This window comes from Micromonospora sp. NPDC085948, from assembly GCF_040686315.1.
Taxonomy (GTDB): Bacteria; Actinomycetota; Actinomycetes; order Mycobacteriales; family Micromonosporaceae; genus Micromonospora.
Genome location: NZ_JBFBJW010000006.1, coordinates 156,716 through 172,198 on the forward strand (window position 1 = coordinate 156,716; position 15,483 = coordinate 172,198).

Annotated in this window: 19 protein-coding genes; 8 read left to right on the forward strand and 11 right to left on the reverse strand. The window is 72.5% G+C overall.

What is annotated here, in order from left to right:
- Positions 1–46 precede the first annotated feature (46 nt).
- Entirely contained in the window at positions 47–610 is a 564-nt protein-coding gene (locus AB0O48_RS18125; RefSeq protein WP_357247550.1) for a dihydrofolate reductase family protein, read from the reverse strand.
- 246 nt (positions 611–856) lie between these two features.
- On the opposite strand from AB0O48_RS18125, the gene AB0O48_RS18130 reads away from it, so the two are divergent.
- Complete coding sequence (locus tag AB0O48_RS18130) at positions 857–1,117, forward strand: DUF5522 domain-containing protein (RefSeq protein ID WP_357247553.1); 261 nt, start codon at positions 857–859, stop codon at positions 1,115–1,117.
- Positions 1,118–1,209: 92 nt separating this feature from the next.
- On the forward strand, positions 1,210–1,761 hold the full coding sequence (locus tag AB0O48_RS18135) for a hypothetical protein (RefSeq protein WP_357247556.1): 552 nt from the start codon (positions 1,210–1,212) through the stop codon (positions 1,759–1,761).
- A 19-nt stretch (positions 1,762–1,780) separates the two neighbouring features.
- On the opposite strand, the gene AB0O48_RS18140 is transcribed toward AB0O48_RS18135, so the two are convergent.
- Complete coding sequence (locus tag AB0O48_RS18140) at positions 1,781–2,470, reverse strand: metal-dependent transcriptional regulator (protein ID WP_357247558.1); 690 nt, start codon at positions 2,468–2,470, stop codon at positions 1,781–1,783.
- A 100-nt stretch (positions 2,471–2,570) separates the two neighbouring features.
- Between AB0O48_RS18140 and AB0O48_RS18145 the strand changes: the two genes are divergently transcribed.
- From AB0O48_RS18145 to AB0O48_RS18155, 3 genes are read left to right on the forward strand one after another with little or no spacing between them, the layout of a single operon-like run.
- Positions 2,571–3,431, forward strand: coding sequence for a sulfurtransferase (locus tag AB0O48_RS18145; RefSeq protein ID WP_357247561.1), 861 nt, complete (start codon positions 2,571–2,573; stop codon positions 3,429–3,431).
- 48 nt (positions 3,432–3,479) lie between these two features.
- Positions 3,480–4,661: an acetoin utilization protein AcuC gene (locus AB0O48_RS18150; RefSeq protein ID WP_365066897.1), complete on the forward strand. Its 1,182-nt coding sequence runs from the start codon at positions 3,480–3,482 to the stop codon at positions 4,659–4,661.
- 14 nt (positions 4,662–4,675) lie between these two features.
- Positions 4,676–7,231, forward strand: coding sequence for a GNAT family N-acetyltransferase (locus AB0O48_RS18155; RefSeq protein ID WP_365066900.1), 2,556 nt, complete (start codon positions 4,676–4,678; stop codon positions 7,229–7,231).
- Between the two features lie 10 nt (positions 7,232–7,241).
- Here the strand turns inward: AB0O48_RS18155 and AB0O48_RS18160 are convergent, their stop codons facing one another.
- The 4 genes from AB0O48_RS18160 to sigB form a co-directional block, all read right to left on the reverse strand.
- Entirely contained in the window at positions 7,242–7,649 is a 408-nt protein-coding gene (locus AB0O48_RS18160) for a VOC family protein (protein ID WP_357247570.1), read from the reverse strand.
- Positions 7,646–8,152: an SRPBCC family protein gene (locus AB0O48_RS18165; protein WP_357570183.1), complete on the reverse strand. Its 507-nt coding sequence runs from the start codon at positions 8,150–8,152 to the stop codon at positions 7,646–7,648. Before AB0O48_RS18165 ends, AB0O48_RS18160 begins: the two co-directional genes overlap by 4 nt.
- Positions 8,149–8,529: a metalloregulator ArsR/SmtB family transcription factor gene (locus AB0O48_RS18170; protein WP_357247577.1), complete on the reverse strand. Its 381-nt coding sequence runs from the start codon at positions 8,527–8,529 to the stop codon at positions 8,149–8,151. Before AB0O48_RS18170 ends, AB0O48_RS18165 begins: the two co-directional genes overlap by 4 nt.
- Positions 8,530–8,650: 121 nt before the next feature.
- Entirely contained in the window at positions 8,651–9,655 is a 1,005-nt protein-coding gene (gene sigB, locus AB0O48_RS18175; protein ID WP_357247580.1) for an RNA polymerase sigma factor SigB, read from the reverse strand.
- A 241-nt stretch (positions 9,656–9,896) separates the two neighbouring features.
- On the opposite strand from sigB, the gene AB0O48_RS18180 reads away from it, so the two are divergent.
- Positions 9,897–10,685 (forward strand): sporulation protein, encoded by a 789-nt coding sequence (locus AB0O48_RS18180; protein ID WP_357247583.1) that lies wholly within the window; start codon positions 9,897–9,899, stop codon positions 10,683–10,685.
- Positions 10,686–10,761: 76 nt separating this feature from the next.
- Here the strand turns inward: AB0O48_RS18180 and dtd are convergent, their stop codons facing one another.
- From dtd to AB0O48_RS18195, 3 genes are read right to left on the reverse strand one after another with little or no spacing between them, the layout of a single operon-like run.
- Complete coding sequence (gene dtd, locus AB0O48_RS18185) at positions 10,762–11,184, reverse strand: D-aminoacyl-tRNA deacylase (protein WP_357247586.1); 423 nt, start codon at positions 11,182–11,184, stop codon at positions 10,762–10,764.
- The gene (locus tag AB0O48_RS18190; protein WP_357247589.1) at positions 11,184–12,668 is read right to left on the reverse strand and encodes a methyltransferase; all 1,485 of its coding nucleotides are present in this window, start codon (positions 12,666–12,668) and stop codon (positions 11,184–11,186) included. Before AB0O48_RS18190 ends, dtd begins: the two co-directional genes overlap by 1 nt.
- 37 nt (positions 12,669–12,705) lie before the next feature.
- Positions 12,706–13,809: a CPBP family intramembrane glutamic endopeptidase gene (locus tag AB0O48_RS18195; protein ID WP_357247591.1), complete on the reverse strand. Its 1,104-nt coding sequence runs from the start codon at positions 13,807–13,809 to the stop codon at positions 12,706–12,708.
- Between AB0O48_RS18195 and AB0O48_RS18200 the strand changes: the two genes are divergently transcribed.
- Positions 13,799–14,383, forward strand: coding sequence for an HhH-GPD-type base excision DNA repair protein (locus AB0O48_RS18200; RefSeq protein ID WP_357247594.1), 585 nt, complete (start codon positions 13,799–13,801; stop codon positions 14,381–14,383). The two genes, AB0O48_RS18195 and AB0O48_RS18200, sit on opposite strands and share 11 nt — an antisense overlap.
- A gap of 3 nt (positions 14,384–14,386) precedes the next feature.
- Here AB0O48_RS18200 and AB0O48_RS18205 read toward each other — a convergent pair whose 3' ends face one another.
- A complete protein-coding gene (locus AB0O48_RS18205; RefSeq protein ID WP_088951534.1) occupies positions 14,387–14,698 on the reverse strand; it encodes a hypothetical protein in 312 nt (103 codons plus the stop codon).
- 13 nt (positions 14,699–14,711) lie between these two features.
- Positions 14,712–14,999: a hypothetical protein gene (locus tag AB0O48_RS18210; RefSeq protein WP_074318059.1), complete on the reverse strand. Its 288-nt coding sequence runs from the start codon at positions 14,997–14,999 to the stop codon at positions 14,712–14,714.
- Positions 15,000–15,106: 107 nt separating this feature from the next.
- Here AB0O48_RS18210 and AB0O48_RS18215 point away from each other — a divergent pair, with 107 nt between their 5' ends.
- The gene (locus tag AB0O48_RS18215) at positions 15,107–15,463 is read left to right on the forward strand and encodes a DUF3099 domain-containing protein (RefSeq protein ID WP_357247598.1); all 357 of its coding nucleotides are present in this window, start codon (positions 15,107–15,109) and stop codon (positions 15,461–15,463) included.
- Positions 15,464–15,483: the final 20 nt, after the last annotated feature.

Below are 15,483 nucleotides of genomic sequence, written 5' to 3' on the forward strand. Positions count from 1 at the left end.
CCCCCACCCTCACGTCTCCCCCCGCTGGAGACTCAAGCGACAGACGTCAGCGAGCCCGCTCGTGGCGGAGCAGGACCACGCCGTTGCCGAAGACGCGGCTCTCCGCCAGCCGCAGGCTGGTCGGGGCGTCGGCGTCCGGGAAGAGCCGGCGACCCCGACCGACCAGCACCGGGTGGACGTAGATCCGGTACTCGTCGATCAGGTCGTGCCGGGCGAAGGTCGCGGCCAGGCCGGCCCCGCCGAGCCCCAGGTCGCCGCCGGCCTCGGCCTTGAGCCGTCGTACCTGCTCCGGGTCCACCTCCCGGACCAGAGTGGCGTTCCCGTCGACGTGGTCCAGCGTGCGGGAGTAGACGGTCTTCGGCATGTCCCGCCAGATGCCGGCGAACTCGCGCATCGGGGCGCTGCTGGTCGGGTCCTGGTCGGCGGTCGGCCAGAAGTCGGCCATCAGCTCGTAGCTGACCCGGCCGTTGAGGAACCCACCCATCGGCGCGATCACGTCGTTGAAGTGCTGGTGCAGCTCGTCGTCGACCTGGTGCCACCCGATGTCGCCACCCGGACCCTCGAAGAACCCGTCCAACGACACGCTCATGTGCACAACGATCTTCCGCATCGCGTCTCCTCGGTGCTCGTCACAGCCTTCGGTCCCCCGAGCATCGTCGGACCCTACGACGAAACCGGCGGCGTGTCCCGCATTCCTCGCAGCGGGGAGCAGACCCCGAACAGGCACGCCGCCCAGGTGCCCAGCACGCACACCCAGAGCGCGCCACGCAGTCCCAGCGGGTGACCGGGGTAGTGGCCCGGCACTGTTGAGTCGCGGCCCTAGACTGCTGCTCGTGAACGGGAAGGGCTGCTGCTGGTGACCGAGGAGCCACGACCCCTGGCGGATCGGCCGCTCACCGAGCCGCACCCGTCCCGGCTGTCGCCCGCGCACCCCGACCGGGCCCGGATCCTCGCCACGCACGCCGCCGCGCTGAGCGCCGGGGAGGCCGGCTACCTCGACCCGACGAGCGGGCTGTTCGTGCTCAGCGCCGGCTTCCTGGCCCGGCGCGGCACCTGCTGCGGGCGCGGCTGCCGGCACTGTCCGTACGTGGACGATCCACTCTCGGAACAGGCGTAGACGAGGACTTCCCCGCGACACTTACACCCCGTACGGTGTCCGACGGACATCCGGCGGGCGCCTTCCGCCGTCGGTCGGCGAGAGGGTGGAGCGTGCGCGGGCGGATCGTGGTCGGAGGGCTGGCGGGGCTGCTGGTGAGCGGCTGCGCCGCCGAGGCCGAGCCGATCGCGGTGCTGCCGCCGCCGGTGCCGATCGCCGTGGACGTGGCGGCGGCGTCCTCCGGCGGCGCGTGCCGGCTGTTGGACTTCGCGGTGATCGAGGAACTGCTGAAGGTGCGCTTCGACGTGGCGGCGGCCAGTGAGCAGGGCGACACGCACACCTGTGTGGTGCGGGCCGGAGGCGCGGCGTTGCCGGAGCTGACGCTCAGTGTGTCCGAGACCACGATCGACAAGGCCACCTTCGCCGCGGACGTGGTGCCGGACAAGGCGGCGAAGATCACCGGGTTGGGTCAGCAGGCGTACCGGCGGACCACCGCCGCGGCGAGCGGGCACGGGCCGGTCGCCGAGGTGGGCTGGCTGGCCACCGACGGGCGGCTGGCCACGTTGAGCTGGACCGGTGCGCGGGGCAGCGAACGCACGGCGGCGGAGAAGGTGACCGCTGACCTGGCCGCACTGGCCAAGAAGGTGGACACCCGGGCGCTGTGACGCCCGGGTGACCGGTTGGTCAACTGGCGGCGACGAACACCCGGGAGGCGACCTCGCGGGGGAGTCGTACCCGGTCGCCCGACCTGTCGATCGACACGCCGTCGCGTTCCTGCGCCACGGTGACCGTGGCGCCCGGGTCGACACCGGCGGCGTGCAGTTGACGCAGCACGTCGGCGTCCTTCTGCACGCTCTCGCAGATCCGGCGCACCACGACCGGCCCGGAGAGGCCGGGGAAGGCCAGGTTGCGCTCGCCCTCGACGGCCTCGGTGGCCTCCTCGGCCGGCGAGCCCAGCTCCTGTAGGCCCGGGATCGGGTTGCCGTACGGGGAGCGGGTCGGCCGGTTGAGCAGGTCGTACACCCGCTTCTCCACCGCGTCGCTCATCACGTGCTCCCAGCGGCAGGCCTCTTCGTGGGCCTCCTCGTAGGGCATCCCGATGACGTTGACCAGCAACAACTCGGCGAGGCGGTGCTTGCGCATCACCGACACGGCGCTGCCCCGGCCCTGCACGGTGAGTGTCAGGTGCCGGTCGCCCTCGACGGTGAGCAGGCCGTCGCGCTCCATTCGGGCGACGGTCTGGCTCACGGTGGGGCCGCTCTGTTGCAGCCGTTCGGCGATCCGGGCACGCAGCGGCGGCACCCCTTCCTCTTCCAGTTCGAGGATGGTGCGCAGGTACATTTCGGTCGTGTCGACCAGGTCGTGAGACTTCATAACGTCAGCGGCCCTCCGGTGCACGATGCTACCTCGGAGAAGCACCAGCGACCGCCGCCGAGCCGCGTGCCGTCGACGCGAATGGTGTTGGATGGTCGCCATGTCCGGTACCCAGGAGCCGCTGGTCGAGGTCGACCGGCTCGCCGCCGAGCTTGACCAGGATGACCCGCCCACCCTGCTCGACGTTCGCTGGCGGCTCGTCGGCCCACCGGGCCACGACGACTACCTCGCCGGCCACCTGCCCGGCGCGGTCTTCGTCGACCTGGACACCGCGCTCTGCGGGCCGCCCGGAGTCGGCGGCCGGCACCCACTGCCCGACCCGGCCGCGTTGCAGGCCGCGCTGCGGGCCGCCGGCGTCCGCGCCGGTCACCCCGTGGTGGTGTACGACGGCGGCGACGGCCTGGCCGCCGCGCGGGCCTGGTGGACGCTGCGCTGGGCGGGACACCGCCCGGTGCGCCTGCTGCACGGTGGCTATCCAGCCTGGGTCGCCGCCGGCCGGCCCGTCTCCACCGACGCGCCCGCCCCGACTCCCGGTGACGTCGTGGTACGCCCCGGTGATCTCCCGGTCCTCGACGCCGGACAGGCCGCCGAGCTGGCCGCCGCGGACGACGCGGTGCTGCTCGACGTGCGGGCGGCGCCCCGCTACCGGGGTGAGGTCGAGCCGATCGACCCGGTCGCCGGGCACGTGCCGGGTGCCGCGAACCTGCCCGCCGGGGAGTACGTCGGTCCGGACGGGCGCTTCCCGGCCGCCGACGCCCTGCGTGAGCGGTTCGCCGCCGCCGGAGTGACCGGGGCGCGGGCCGTCGGGGCGTACTGCGGCTCCGGGGTTACCGCCGCGCAGGCGGTGCTCGCGCTGCACCTGGCCGGCCGCACCGACGCGGCGCTCTACGTTGGATCGTGGAGCAACTGGGTGGCCGATCCCACGCGCCCGGTCGCCCCCGGGCCGACATCTGCGCGCTGACCAGCGCGTGCGGTGGGTCGGCGACGGTCCTCGTGCGACGATGGGCTCATGTCCGACGACACGGTGGTGGTGTGGGACGAGTCGCTGCTCGCCTACGACATGGGTGACCATCCGCTCGACCCGGTACGGGTGGAGCTGACCGTCGCGCTGGCCCGGGATCTGGGCATCCTGGATCGGCCCGGGGTGCGGATTGTCAAGCCGGAGCCGGCCGACGACGCGCTGCTCACCCGGGTGCACCACCCGGCCTACCTGGCCGCGGTGCGGGCCGCTCCCCGCGATCCGCTCTTCGCCGGGTACGGGCTGGGCACGTCCGACAACCCGATCTTCGAGGGGATGCACGAGTCCAGCGCGCTGATCGCCGGCGCGACGGTGGCCGCCGCCGAGGCGGTCTGGCGCGGTGACGCCCGGCGAGCCGTGAACGTGGCCGGCGGCCTGCACCACGCGATGCCCGCCCGCGCGTCCGGCTTCTGCGTCTACAACGACCCGGCGGTGGCCATCGCCCGCCTGCTCGACCTGGGCGCGGAGCGGATCGCGTACGTGGACGTCGACGTGCACCACGGTGACGGCGTGCAGCAGATCTTCTGGGACGACCCGCGGGTGCTCACGATCAGCCTGCACGAGACCCCGCTGGCGCTCTTCCCGGGCACGGGTTTCCCGGACGAGACGGGCGGGCCGGGCGCGCAGGGCACCGCTGTCAACATGCCGTTGCCGCCGGGCGTCGACGACACCGGCTGGCAACGGGCGTTCCACGCGATCGTGCCGTCGGTGCTGCGCGCGTTCCGGCCGCAGGTGCTGGTCACCCAGTGCGGCGCCGACGGGCACCTGTTGGATCCGCTCGCCGACCTCAACCTGTCGGTGGACGGGCAGCGGGCCACCTACCTGGCGATGCGGGCACTCGCCGACGAGTTGTGCGACGGCCGGTGGGTGGCCACCGGCGGCGGTGGGTACGCGCTGGTCGAGGTCGTGCCCCGGGCCTGGAGTCACCTGCTGGCCGTGGCCACCGGTGACCCGATCGACCCGGCCACGCTCACGCCGCCGGGCTGGCGGGACCTGGTCGCCTCCCGTCGTCTGGGCCGGGAGGTGCCGCTGCGGATGACCGACGACGCCGACCCGTCGTACGAGCCGTGGCAGCCGACCGGCGAGCCGAACGCGGTGGACCGGGCGATCGCGGCGACTCGCAAGGCCGTCTTCCCGCTGCTCGGGCTCGATCCACACGATCCGCGGGACTGAGCCGGGCTGTTTCGGTGACGACCGTGGACCAGCCGGTGGACGTGCTGCTCAGCGACGGCAGCACCGTCCAGTTGCGTCCGATCGACCCGGCTGACGCGCCGGGCATCGTGGCGATGCACAGCCGGTTCTCCGAGCGCACCCGCTACCTTCGGTACTTCTCGCCGTACCCCCGCATCCCGGAACGGGACCTGATCCGGTTCGTCACCGTCGACCACCACGACCGGGAGGCGTTCGTGGTGCTGGCCGCCGACCGGATCGTCGCGGTCGGTCGGTACGAGCGGCTCGGCCCGCAGGCGCCGGACGCCGAGGTGGCCTTCGTCGTGGAGGACGCCTACCAGGGCCGGGGCATCGGTTCGGTGCTGATGGAGCACCTGGCCGAGACGGCCCGCCGCAACGACATCATGAGTTTCGTCGCCGAGGTGCTGCCGACCAACGGGACGATGTTGCGGGTCTTCGCCGACTTCGGTTACCAGGTCCAGCGCGAGTACGCCGACGGTGTGGTGCACCTGAGCTTCCCGATCGCGCCCACCGAAGCCACGCTGGAGGTGCAGCGTGGCCGGGAGCACCGCACCGAGGCCCGCTCGATCGCCCGGCTGCTCACCCCCCGGGGCATCGTCGTCTACGGTGCCAGCGCCACCGGCCAGGGTGTCGGCGCGGCGGTGCTCGGGCACCTGCGCGACGGCGGGTTCACCGGCGCGGTGGTGCCGGTGCATCCGAGCGCGTCCACCGTGGCGGGCCTGCCCGCGTACCCGTCGGCGGTCGACGCCGGCACGCCTGTGGACCTGGCGGTGGTGGCGGTCCCGCCGGAGGCGGCGACCGCGGTGGTCGCCGACGCCGCCGCCGCGGGGGCGCACGCGCTGGTGGTCATCTCGGCCGGCTTCGCCGAGGCCGGGGCCGAGGGCGCGGCCACGCAGCGGGCGCTGGTCCGCGCGGCGCACGCCGCCGGCATGCGGGTCGTCGGCCCGAACTGTCTCGGCGTGGCCAACACCGACCCGACGGTACGCCTCAACGCCACCCTCGCCCCGGCACTGCCGCCGCCGGGCCGGGTGGGCATCTTCAGTCAGTCCGGCGCGTTCGGGGTGGCGCTGCTCGCCGAGGCGGACCGGCGTGGCCTCGGGCTGTCCAGCTTCGTGTCGGCCGGCAACCGGGCCGACGTCTCCGGCAACGACCTGCTGCAGTACTGGCAGGACGATCCCGGCACCGACGTGATCATGCTGTACCTGGAGACCTTCGGAAACCCGCGGAAGTTCGCCCGGCTGGCCCGGCGGATCGGCCGTGCCAAACCGGTCGTCGCGCTCGCCTCGCCGGCCCGCCCGGTGGGGGTAGGTGACACCGCCGGGCCGGACGAGGTGGCGGTGGCCGCGCTCTTCGCCCAGTCCGGGGTGATCCGGGTGGGCACCGTGCCGGAGCTGCTGGACGTGGGCGTGCTGCTGGCCAACCAGCCGTTGCCGGTCGGCGGCCGGGTCGGTGTGGTGGGCAACTCCTCGGCCCTGACCGGCCTGGCCGCCACCGCCTGCGCCGGGCACGGCCTCACGGTGGCCGACGGTTATCCCCGCGACGTCGGGCCGGGCGCCGGTGCCGCCGAGTTCGCCGCCGCTCTCGCCGAGACGGCCAGCGACGACCAGGTGGACGCCCTGGTGGTGGTCTTCGCGCCGCCGCTGCCCGGCCAGCGGACCGAGGTGGACGCCGACGTGACCGCCGCCCTACCGGCGGCCCTCGCGCTGGGCAAGCCGACCGTGGCGACGTTCCTGGTCGGGCGGCTGCCGCCGGGGGTGCCCGCGTACGGGGGAGTGGAGGAGGCGGTGCGCGCCCTCGCCCGGGTGCACCGGTACGCCGAGTGGCTCCGCCGCCCGCCCGGGGTCGTCCCCGAGTTGCCCGGCGTCGACCGGGTCGCCGCGCAGGCCGCCTTCCGCACCGACGCCACCGACCCCGGTGCGCTGCTGTCCGCGTACGGGATCGACGTGGTGGCGTCGGTGCCCGTCGACTCGGCCGACGCGGCGGTCGACGCGGCGGCGCTGCTGGGCTATCCGGTGGCGCTCAAGGCGGCTGCCCCCGGCCTGCGGCACCGGCTCGACCTCGGCGCGGTCCGGCTCGACCTGCCCGACGAGATGGCTCTCCGGCGGGCGTACACCGAGCTGGCCGCGGCCTTCGGCGCGGACGTACTGGTCCAGCCGATGGTGCCGCCCGGGGTGGCGTGCGTGGTGGAGTTGGTGGAGGACCCGGCGTTCGGGCCGGTGGTCGGTTTCGGTCTCGGTGGGGTCGCCACCGAGTTGCTGGGCGACCGGGCCTGGCGGGCGGTGCCGTTGACCGACACCGACGCGGCCGAGCTGGTCGACGAGCCCCGGGCCGCGCCGCTGCTGCGTGGGCACCGGGGTGCCGCGCCGGTCGACCGGGCGGCCCTGGCCGACCTGTTGCTGCGGGTGGGGCAGCTCGCCGACGAGCAGCCCCGCGTGCGGTCGCTGACCCTCAATCCGGTGCTCGCCCGCCCGGACGGCATCGCGGTCCTGCACGCCCAGGTCCGGGTGGGCGGCGTGGCCGCCCGCCCGGACACCGGCCCCCGCCGCCTCTGACGGTGCCTGGTCAGGGCCGGCTGGAGATCTGTTGGACGCCCCAGGTGTTGCCGTCCGGGTCGGCGAAGAAGACGAAACCGACGTTGTCCAGTGGGTCCGGCACCGGTCGCGGGTTCTGTCCCACCACCTGGATCTCGCTGACCTCCACACCCCGCTCGACCAGCTCGGCGTGGGCCCGCTTCAGGTCGGGCACCACCAGTTGCAGGCCCCGGAGCGAGCCCGGCGGCATGTCCGGGACGACCCCCTTGCCGATCACGATCGAGCAACCCGAGCCGGGTGGGGTCAGCTGCACGATCCGTGCGTCGTCATTGATCACGGTGTCGTGGTCAACGGTGAAGCCGAGCTGGTCGGCGTAGAACTTCTTCGCCCGGTCCAGATCGGAGACCGGCACGATCACCACTTCCAGCGTCCAGTTCATGGTTGCACCCCTCGTGTCGTCGTTGTGGAACGCAACAGGTCGGCGAGCCGCCTGAAGCTCTGCCCGACCCCCCGCGCCATCGGGTAGCGCAGCACGGTGTCCCGCCCCTGCGCGGTGGCGTAGAGCAGCGTGGTGGTGACTGTCGTTCGTCCGGCCACCTCGGTGAACTCGTGGCTGACAAGCGTCTCGCCCGGGTAGGACTGGTCGTCGAAGAGCTCGGTGCTGACCAGTCGGTGCGGCGGCTCGACCTGTCGATAGACCCCAGCCTGGACCATCCGGGTGCCCTCCGGGCCCTGCGACACGAACCGCCACCGCCCGCCGACCCGCAGGTCGACGTCGCACTCCGCCAGCTTCCAGCCGTGTGCGCCGTACCACCGGACCAGCAGCTCGGGTCGGGTGAAGGCGGCGAACACCAGCCGCGCCGGCGCCTCGAACAGCCGACTCAGCACGATCTCCCGGTCGCCCGGGGTGTGCACGACGAGCGGATTGTCGACGTTTGTCACTCGCCCGTTCCGTCCGGTCCGGCGGGCCGACGCGCGGTGTCGGTGCGGTCGACGGACTGGAGTTCGTCGAGCAGAGCGTCGAGGCGTTGGTAGCTCTGCGCCCAGTAGTCGCGGTAGTCGGCGAGCCAGGCCGTCGCCTCGCGCAGTGGCCGGGCCTCCAGACGGCACGGTCGGCGCTGGGCGTCCCGCCCCCGGCTGACGAGGCCAGCGCGTTCCAGCACCCGGAGGTGCTTGGAGATGGCCGGCTGGCTCATCTCGAAGGGTGCTGCCAGCTCCGTCACGGTCGCCTCCCCGGCCGCGAGCCGGGCGAGGATGGCCCGGCGGGTCGGGTCGGCCAGCGCCGCGAATGTCGCGTCCAACAGCTCCGTGCTCGGCACTCATAACCTCCTGGTTTTATAACCAGTTGGTTTGTATCGCGGATGGGCGCCTTCGTCAAGTACCACCGCAGCACGGAAGGCCCCGGCGAACCGCCAGGGCCTTCCGTGGGAACCGGTGGTGTCAGCAGGCGTACGCCTCCAGGCGCTGCGCCCGCTCCGGGGCACGCAGCTTCAGCAGCGTCACCTTCTCGATCTGCCGGATCCGCTCCCGGGACAGGCCGAACTCCCGGCCGACCTCGTCGAGCGTGCGCTGCCGGCCATCGTCCAGGCCGAACCGCAACCGGATGACCGCCTGCTCCCGCTGGGACAGGGTGGCCAGCACGATGCTGACCTCGTTGCGCAGCTCGCCCTGGGCGGCGGCGTCGCCCGGCTCGGTGCGCGGGTCCACCGAGGCCACGAAGTCGCCGAGCGCGCTCTCCCCGTCGTCGCCGACGGCCTGGTCCAGGCTGACCGGCTCCCGGTCGTAGGAGATCAGCTCGATGACCTGGATCTCGGGCACCTCCAGGGCGCGGGCCACCTCGGCGACCGTGGGCTCGCGGCCCAGTGTCACGGCCAGCTCGCGGCGGGCGCGGACCATCCGGTTGACCTGCTCGACCATGTGCACCGGGATGCGGATGGTGCGGGCCTGGTCGGCCATCGCGCGGGTGATCGCCTGCCGGATCCACCAGGTGGCGTACGTGGAGAACTTGTAGCCCTTGGCGTAGTCGAACTTCTCCACCGCCCGGATCAGGCCGAGGTTGCCCTCCTGGATCAGGTCGAGAAACGCCATCCCGCGGCCGGTGTAGCGCTTGGCGATGCTGACCACCAGCCGCAGGTTCGCCTCCAACAGATGGTCCTTGGCCGCCCGGCCCTCCGCGACGACGAGTTGCAGGTCGGCCCGCAGCTCCTCGGAGACCGGGGTGCAGGTGGCCAGCTTCTCGTCCGCGAACAGGCCGGCCTCGATCCGCCGGGCCAGGTCGACCTCCTGCGCGGCGGTCAGCAGCTTGGTCCGGCCGATCCCGTTGAGATACGCCCGGACCAGGTCGGTCGAGATGCCACGCTCGTCGGTGGCGTCCAGGTCGGTGAGGACCTCGGAGGTCCCGTCGGTGTCGGTCGTGGTGGCCGGGCGGGTTCGGTGTTCCGTCATCTGCAGGACCATCTCTGTCTCTCCCCGTTTTCCACGTCTATGCCGTGTCTCCGGCCCAGTGGTGCCGGTGTGAGACACAGCTTGGCGGGCAGGGCGTAAAACGGGAGTGAGGCGATCGTGCACCCGACAGGAATTGCGTCAGATCGTTGTGTGGAGTGTCGGCCCGGTCCGTGGTTGCCCGCCCCGGCTACGTTGCGGACGGTCGGCACCTCGGTCGGCACGGACACAGTTGGAGGACGGCGTGGTCTTCAAGCGGCTCATGAAGGCGATGGGGGTCGGCGGCCCGTCGGTGGAGACGGTGCTGGCCAACCCGAACTGCCGCCCGGGCGGGCAGTTGGAGGGCCGGATCCAGGTGGTCGGCGGTGACCACCAGGTCGACATCGACCACGTCGCCCTCGGCCTGGTCACCCGGGTCGAGGTCGAGAGCGGCGACAACGACTACGACACCACGCAGGAGTTCCACCGTCAGCAGGTCACCGGCGCGTTCCGGCTGGAGCCGGGGCAGCGCCACGACATCCCGTTCCGGTTCGGCGTGCCGTGGGAGACACCGGTCACCGAGCTGTACGGGCAACACCTGCACGGAATGACGATGGGGCTGCGTACCGAGTTGGAGGTTGCCCGCGCGGTCGACAAGGGCGACCTGGACGCGGTGTCGGTGCACCCGCTGCCCGCTCAGGAGCGACTACTGGACGCGCTGCTGCGGCTGGGTTTCCGGTTCGCGCGTGCCGATGTGGAGCGTGGACACATCTACGGCGTACGGCAGACGTTGCCGTTCTATCAGGAGATCGAGTTCGGCCCGGCGCCGCAGTACGCCCGCTCGATCAACCAGTTGGAGGTCACCTTCATCGCCGACGCCCAGCAGATGCAGGTCGTGCTGGAGGTCGACAAGCGCGGTGGGGTCTTCACCGAGGGACGAGACGCCTTCGGCCGGTTCACCGTCGACCACGCCACCGCCGACCGCACCGACTGGACCACCGAACTCGACAACTGGCTCCGCCAGTCCCTGTCCCGCCGAGGCCTCTTCTCCTAACCCACCGTGGTGATCAAGAGGTTTGCGTCATTTCGAGCCCGGATCCTGACGCGAACCTCTTGATCACCGCTGCTGGTCAGAGGTCTAGGAGGAGGGTTCGGGGGCCGATGTTTGTGCTTTCCACGAGCATGTGGGTGCGGAAGCGGCCGGTTTCCACCTTTGCGCCTCGCTGGCGCAGGGCGTCGACCACCGCGTTCACCAGTGGTTCGGCCACCTCGGCGGGGGCGGCTGCCGTCCAGGTGGGACGGCGGCCCTTGCGCGCGTCGCCGTAGAGGGTGAACTGGCTGACCACCAGGATCGGCGCGCCGGTGTCGGCGGCGGACCGTTCGTCGTCCAGGATGCGCAACTCGTGCACCTTGCGGGCCATCGTCTGAGCGGTCTCCGCGGTGTCGGTGTGGGTCACTCCGAGCAGCACCAGCAGTCCGTTCTCGATCGCGCCGACCACCTCGCCGTCCACGGTCACGCTGGCCCGCCCGACGGTCTGCACCACCGCACGCATCAGGCGGTCACCGGCTCGATGAAGCCGCGCTCCACCAGGTGCGCCACGATCGGGCCGGCGGCCTCGGCCATCTCGTCGGGTTCGACGTCGTGCGCGGCGGCGAGCAGGGCGAGCTGGTCACGCAGCGGCAGCCGCCCGTCGGCGCCACCGACCAGCGCCAGCACCAGCGGGTCGATCTCCTCGGTCCAGCGCAGGCCGTGCGGCATCGCCAGGACCTGCCGGTCCACCGCCCAGCCCTCGTCACCCATGGTGGCCTCCTGTCGCAGTTGGAGGCCCTCGGCGGCCCGGTAGCGCTCGGCGAGCAACGCCTCGGTGTCGCGTACCCGGAGAAAGTCCTGGCGGTCGAACCAGGCGGCGATCTGGTCGCCCAGCGGTGGCTGTACCCGCTGGCGCAGATCCTCCACGCGGACCACCGGGTCGGTGTGTCCACCTCGGCGCAGTGACACGATGCCGAAGCCGATTCCCTCCACCTTGTGCGCGTCGAACCAGTCCAGCCACGCGGCCATCCGCTGCGGGTCGGCGGTTTCGCCGACGTCGGTGAGCCACAGGTCGACGTACGCCATCGGGTCGGCCACCTCGCGCTGGATCACCCAGGCGTCCAGGCCGGTACCGGCGAACCAGCCGGCGACCCGCTCGTCCCACTCCTCGCCGGCGACGTGCACCCAGTTCGCCAGGTACTGCATGGTGCCGCCCTCGGTGAGCAGCTCCGGGGCGGCGGCGGCCAGTTCGGCGCCGATCGCGTCACCGACCCGGCCGGAGTCGCGGTACACGTGCGTGGTGGTGCCGGGGCCGACCACGAACGGCGGGTTGCTGACCACCAGGTCGAACCGCCGACCGGCCACCGGGGCGACCAGGTCACCGCGGAGCAGCTCCCAGTCCTGCCCGTTGAGGGCGGCGGTGGTCGCGGCGAAACGCAGCGCCCGATCGGACAGGTCGGTGGCGGTCACCGACCTGGCGTGGGTGCCCAGGTGCAGGGCCTGGATGCCGGAGCCGGTGCCCAGGTCCAGTGCGGTGTCGACCGGCCGGCGCATGGTCGCGCCGATCAGGGTGTGGGTGGCCCCGCCGACGCCGAGGACGTGTTCGGCGTGCAACGGGCGACCCGGGCGGGCGCTGGCCGGCACGTCGGCGAGCACCCACCAGTCCTCGCCGTACGGCTCCAGGTCGATGCCGGCACGCAGGCCGTCGCCGTGCCGCTCGACCAACCCGCCGGCCAGCGCTTCCGGCAGGCCCAGCGGTGCCAGCGCGGCGGCCACCGCGGCCTCCGACTCGGTCTGGGCGCAGATGAACAGCCGGATCAGGGTGCCGAGCGGGTCGCCGTCCTCGGTGGCGCGCAGCGCGGCCCGGTAGTCGTTGCGGGCGACCGCGGCGGTCGCCTGCGCGCCCAACCGCTCGGCGATGCCCTGGCTGGTGAACCCGGTTCCGGTCAGCGCGGCCCGCAGCGCGTCGACACCGGCGGGGGAGAGCAGCATGTCGTGTTCGTCCACCCCGACATCCTGCCTGCCGTCGCGGAGGAAGCCAGCATCACCCGCGAGATTCGACCCCGACGCCCGGCAGCCTCGGCTCCGCACCGGCCGGGGCCGAGGGCTCGCCGGGCACCGCCACGACCAGGGCCGGCGGTACGACTGTCGCCACCCCCCGACGCGCGGCCAACCGGTCGACGACCAGGGCGTACGCCGACAGGGCCAACACGTCGACGACGATGACCTGCCACGGGGCGTCGGCCATCGTCTCGTCGGCGCTGAGCCCGCCGAACGCCGCCGCCAGGGTGAAGGCGAACAGATTGTTCACCACGTGCAGCGCGATCGCGGCCTCGAGCCCGCCGGTTCGCACCGTCAGCCAGCCGAACAACACGCCCATGAAGGCCAGGTCCAGGAAACCCCAGCCGCTGCCCCAGCCGTGCGCGGCGGCGAAGAGCACCGCCTGGAGGGCGATCCCGGGCCAGGGCGTGCGCAGGTACGCGCCGACGGCCTGCAACAGCCAGCCGCGGAAGGCGTACTCCTCCGCGGCGGCCTGGAACGGCACCAGCAGGAGGATCATCAGCAGCCCGGCGGCGAATTCCGGCCAACCCACCCACGTGTCCGGGGCGGGTATCGCGCTCTCGCCGGTCAGATCGAGCAGGAGTCCCGCGCCGACCAGCATGACGATGATCAGCGGTGTGGCGATCAGCAGGCAGCGGCCGAGCCAGCCCCACCGCAGCCGGCCGAGCACCGAGGAGAGCGTGCCGGCGGGTCGGCGCTGCACGAGCCAGGCGGCGCCGAGCAGCAGTGGGAGCAGCAGTGCCAGCGAGGCGATCAGCAGCGCGGTGTCCGGAATCGGGCCGAAGGTCGGCAGCCCGTCGGCGCCGTACGGGCGGTCGGTGAGTTCGGCCACGACGGCGGCGACGCCGAAGAGCAGGCAGACGATCACCAGCGCCGCGGCGACCAGCGCGAGGGTGCCGACGACGGGTTGCCACCAGCGGTGCCGGTCGGTGCGGCCGAGCCGGTGGTACGGGGATCCGGGCGGGGCGGTCCGAAGCATGTCGTCGAGCGTGGCAGACGGACGCCATCTGTCGTGCGCCCATCTGTCGTGCACGGTCGGAGCGTCGGTGTCCGCCCGGCCGGGTGGGCCGGGCAGGATGGTCGGCATGACGCTCGTGCTGCCCATCGACCCGGAGGCCAACCGTCTGCTGGAGCGCAGCCCGCTGGCCCTGCTCCTCGGCATGGTCCTGGACCAACAGATTCCGATGGAGAAGGCATTCTCCTCGCCGTACGTGCTGAGGCAGCGGCTCGGCCACGACCTGGACGCGGCGGAGCTGGCCGGGTACGACGCGGAGGCCCTGGTCGCGATCTTCGCCCAGCCGCCGGCGCTGCACCGGTTCCCGAAGGCGATGGCGGCCCGGGTGCAGGAGGTCTGCCAGGTGCTGGTGGAGCGCTACGACGGTGACGCGGCCCTGCTGTGGGCCGAGGTCGCCGACGGGCCGGAGCTGCTGCGGCGGGTCTCCGCGCTGCCCGGCTTCGGCAGGCAGAAGGCGCAGATCTTCGTTGCCCTGCTCGGCAAGCGCTTCGGGGTGACCCCGCAGGACTGGCGGAAGGCGGCCGGAGACTACGGCGACCCCGGTGCGTACCGGTCGGTGGCCGACGTCACCGACGTCGACTCGCTGAGCCGGGTGCGGGAGTTCAAGCAGCAGATGAAGGCGGCGGCGAAGGCTGCGCGGGGCTGACGCTCAGGCGGCGGTGGGGTGTGCCAGGGAGGCCAGCGCCCGCCGGACGTCGGCCAGCGAGACGGTCGCGGAGTCGTCCAGGTCGGCGAGGCCGGCCTCGATCCACTGGCGCATCAGCGTGGTGACCCCGATGCCGCGGGCGTCGGCGGCGGCCCGCACCCGCTCGTAGGTCTCCAGCGGCAGCCGGACCGACCGGCTCACCATCGGCACGTCGGTGTCGGGGGCGGGGAGGTCGACCCCCGGGCCCTCGTCGATCAGCTCGGCGATCCGGTCGTCGCCGCTGTGGAACTGCTTGGTCGCGTCGTTTCGGTGCATCGTCACGGCCTCCTCATCGGCGAGATCTCCGCACGGCCTCGTCGTAGCGCTTGGACTCGACGTCGCTCAACTCGCGGGCGGAGAGGATGTCCCAGTCGTTGTCGGTGCCATCGGCCTCGGCGAGCAGCACCGCCAGTCGGCGGCCCCGACGGGCGGCGGCGTAGACCACCATGACGTCGTCGCCCAGGTGACGAATGACCCGTCGGGCGCTGTGCAGCGCCTCCCAGACTTCCCCGGGCGTGACGTCGTAGACCCTCAGGTTGGCCAACGCCTCGTCGGTGAAGCTGAACCTGCTGCCCACGTCGCGGAGCGTACCACGGGCGTAACACGCATGGGGATGAGCCGAATTTCGCTGATCACGGCCTCGCGGTGACAGGATGAGGCGTAATCCCCTCGAGGAGGTCCCAGGTGAAGCGTCAGGCCTACCAGCCGATTCTGATCACCGACGCCTCGCGCAGCCAGGGTGACCAGCTCACCAGCCGTCAGCGCCGCTATGTCCTGATGATGGGCATCCGGGTGGCCTGCATCATCGTCGGCGCGGTCCTGGTCGGTGCGAACGCCCCACTGCTCTGGCTCTGGCTGCCGTTGTGCGTCCTCGGCATGGTGCTCATCCCGTGGCTGGCCGTGCTGCTGGCCAATGACCGGCCGCCCAAGGAGGAACACCGGCTGGCCAACCGGTTCCACCGCCGGCACACGGACGACACCCCGCCGATGAGCCTCACCGCGGAGGAGCGCCACCACAAGGTCATCGACGTCGAACCCTGACCCGCGAACGGGCCAGGGTT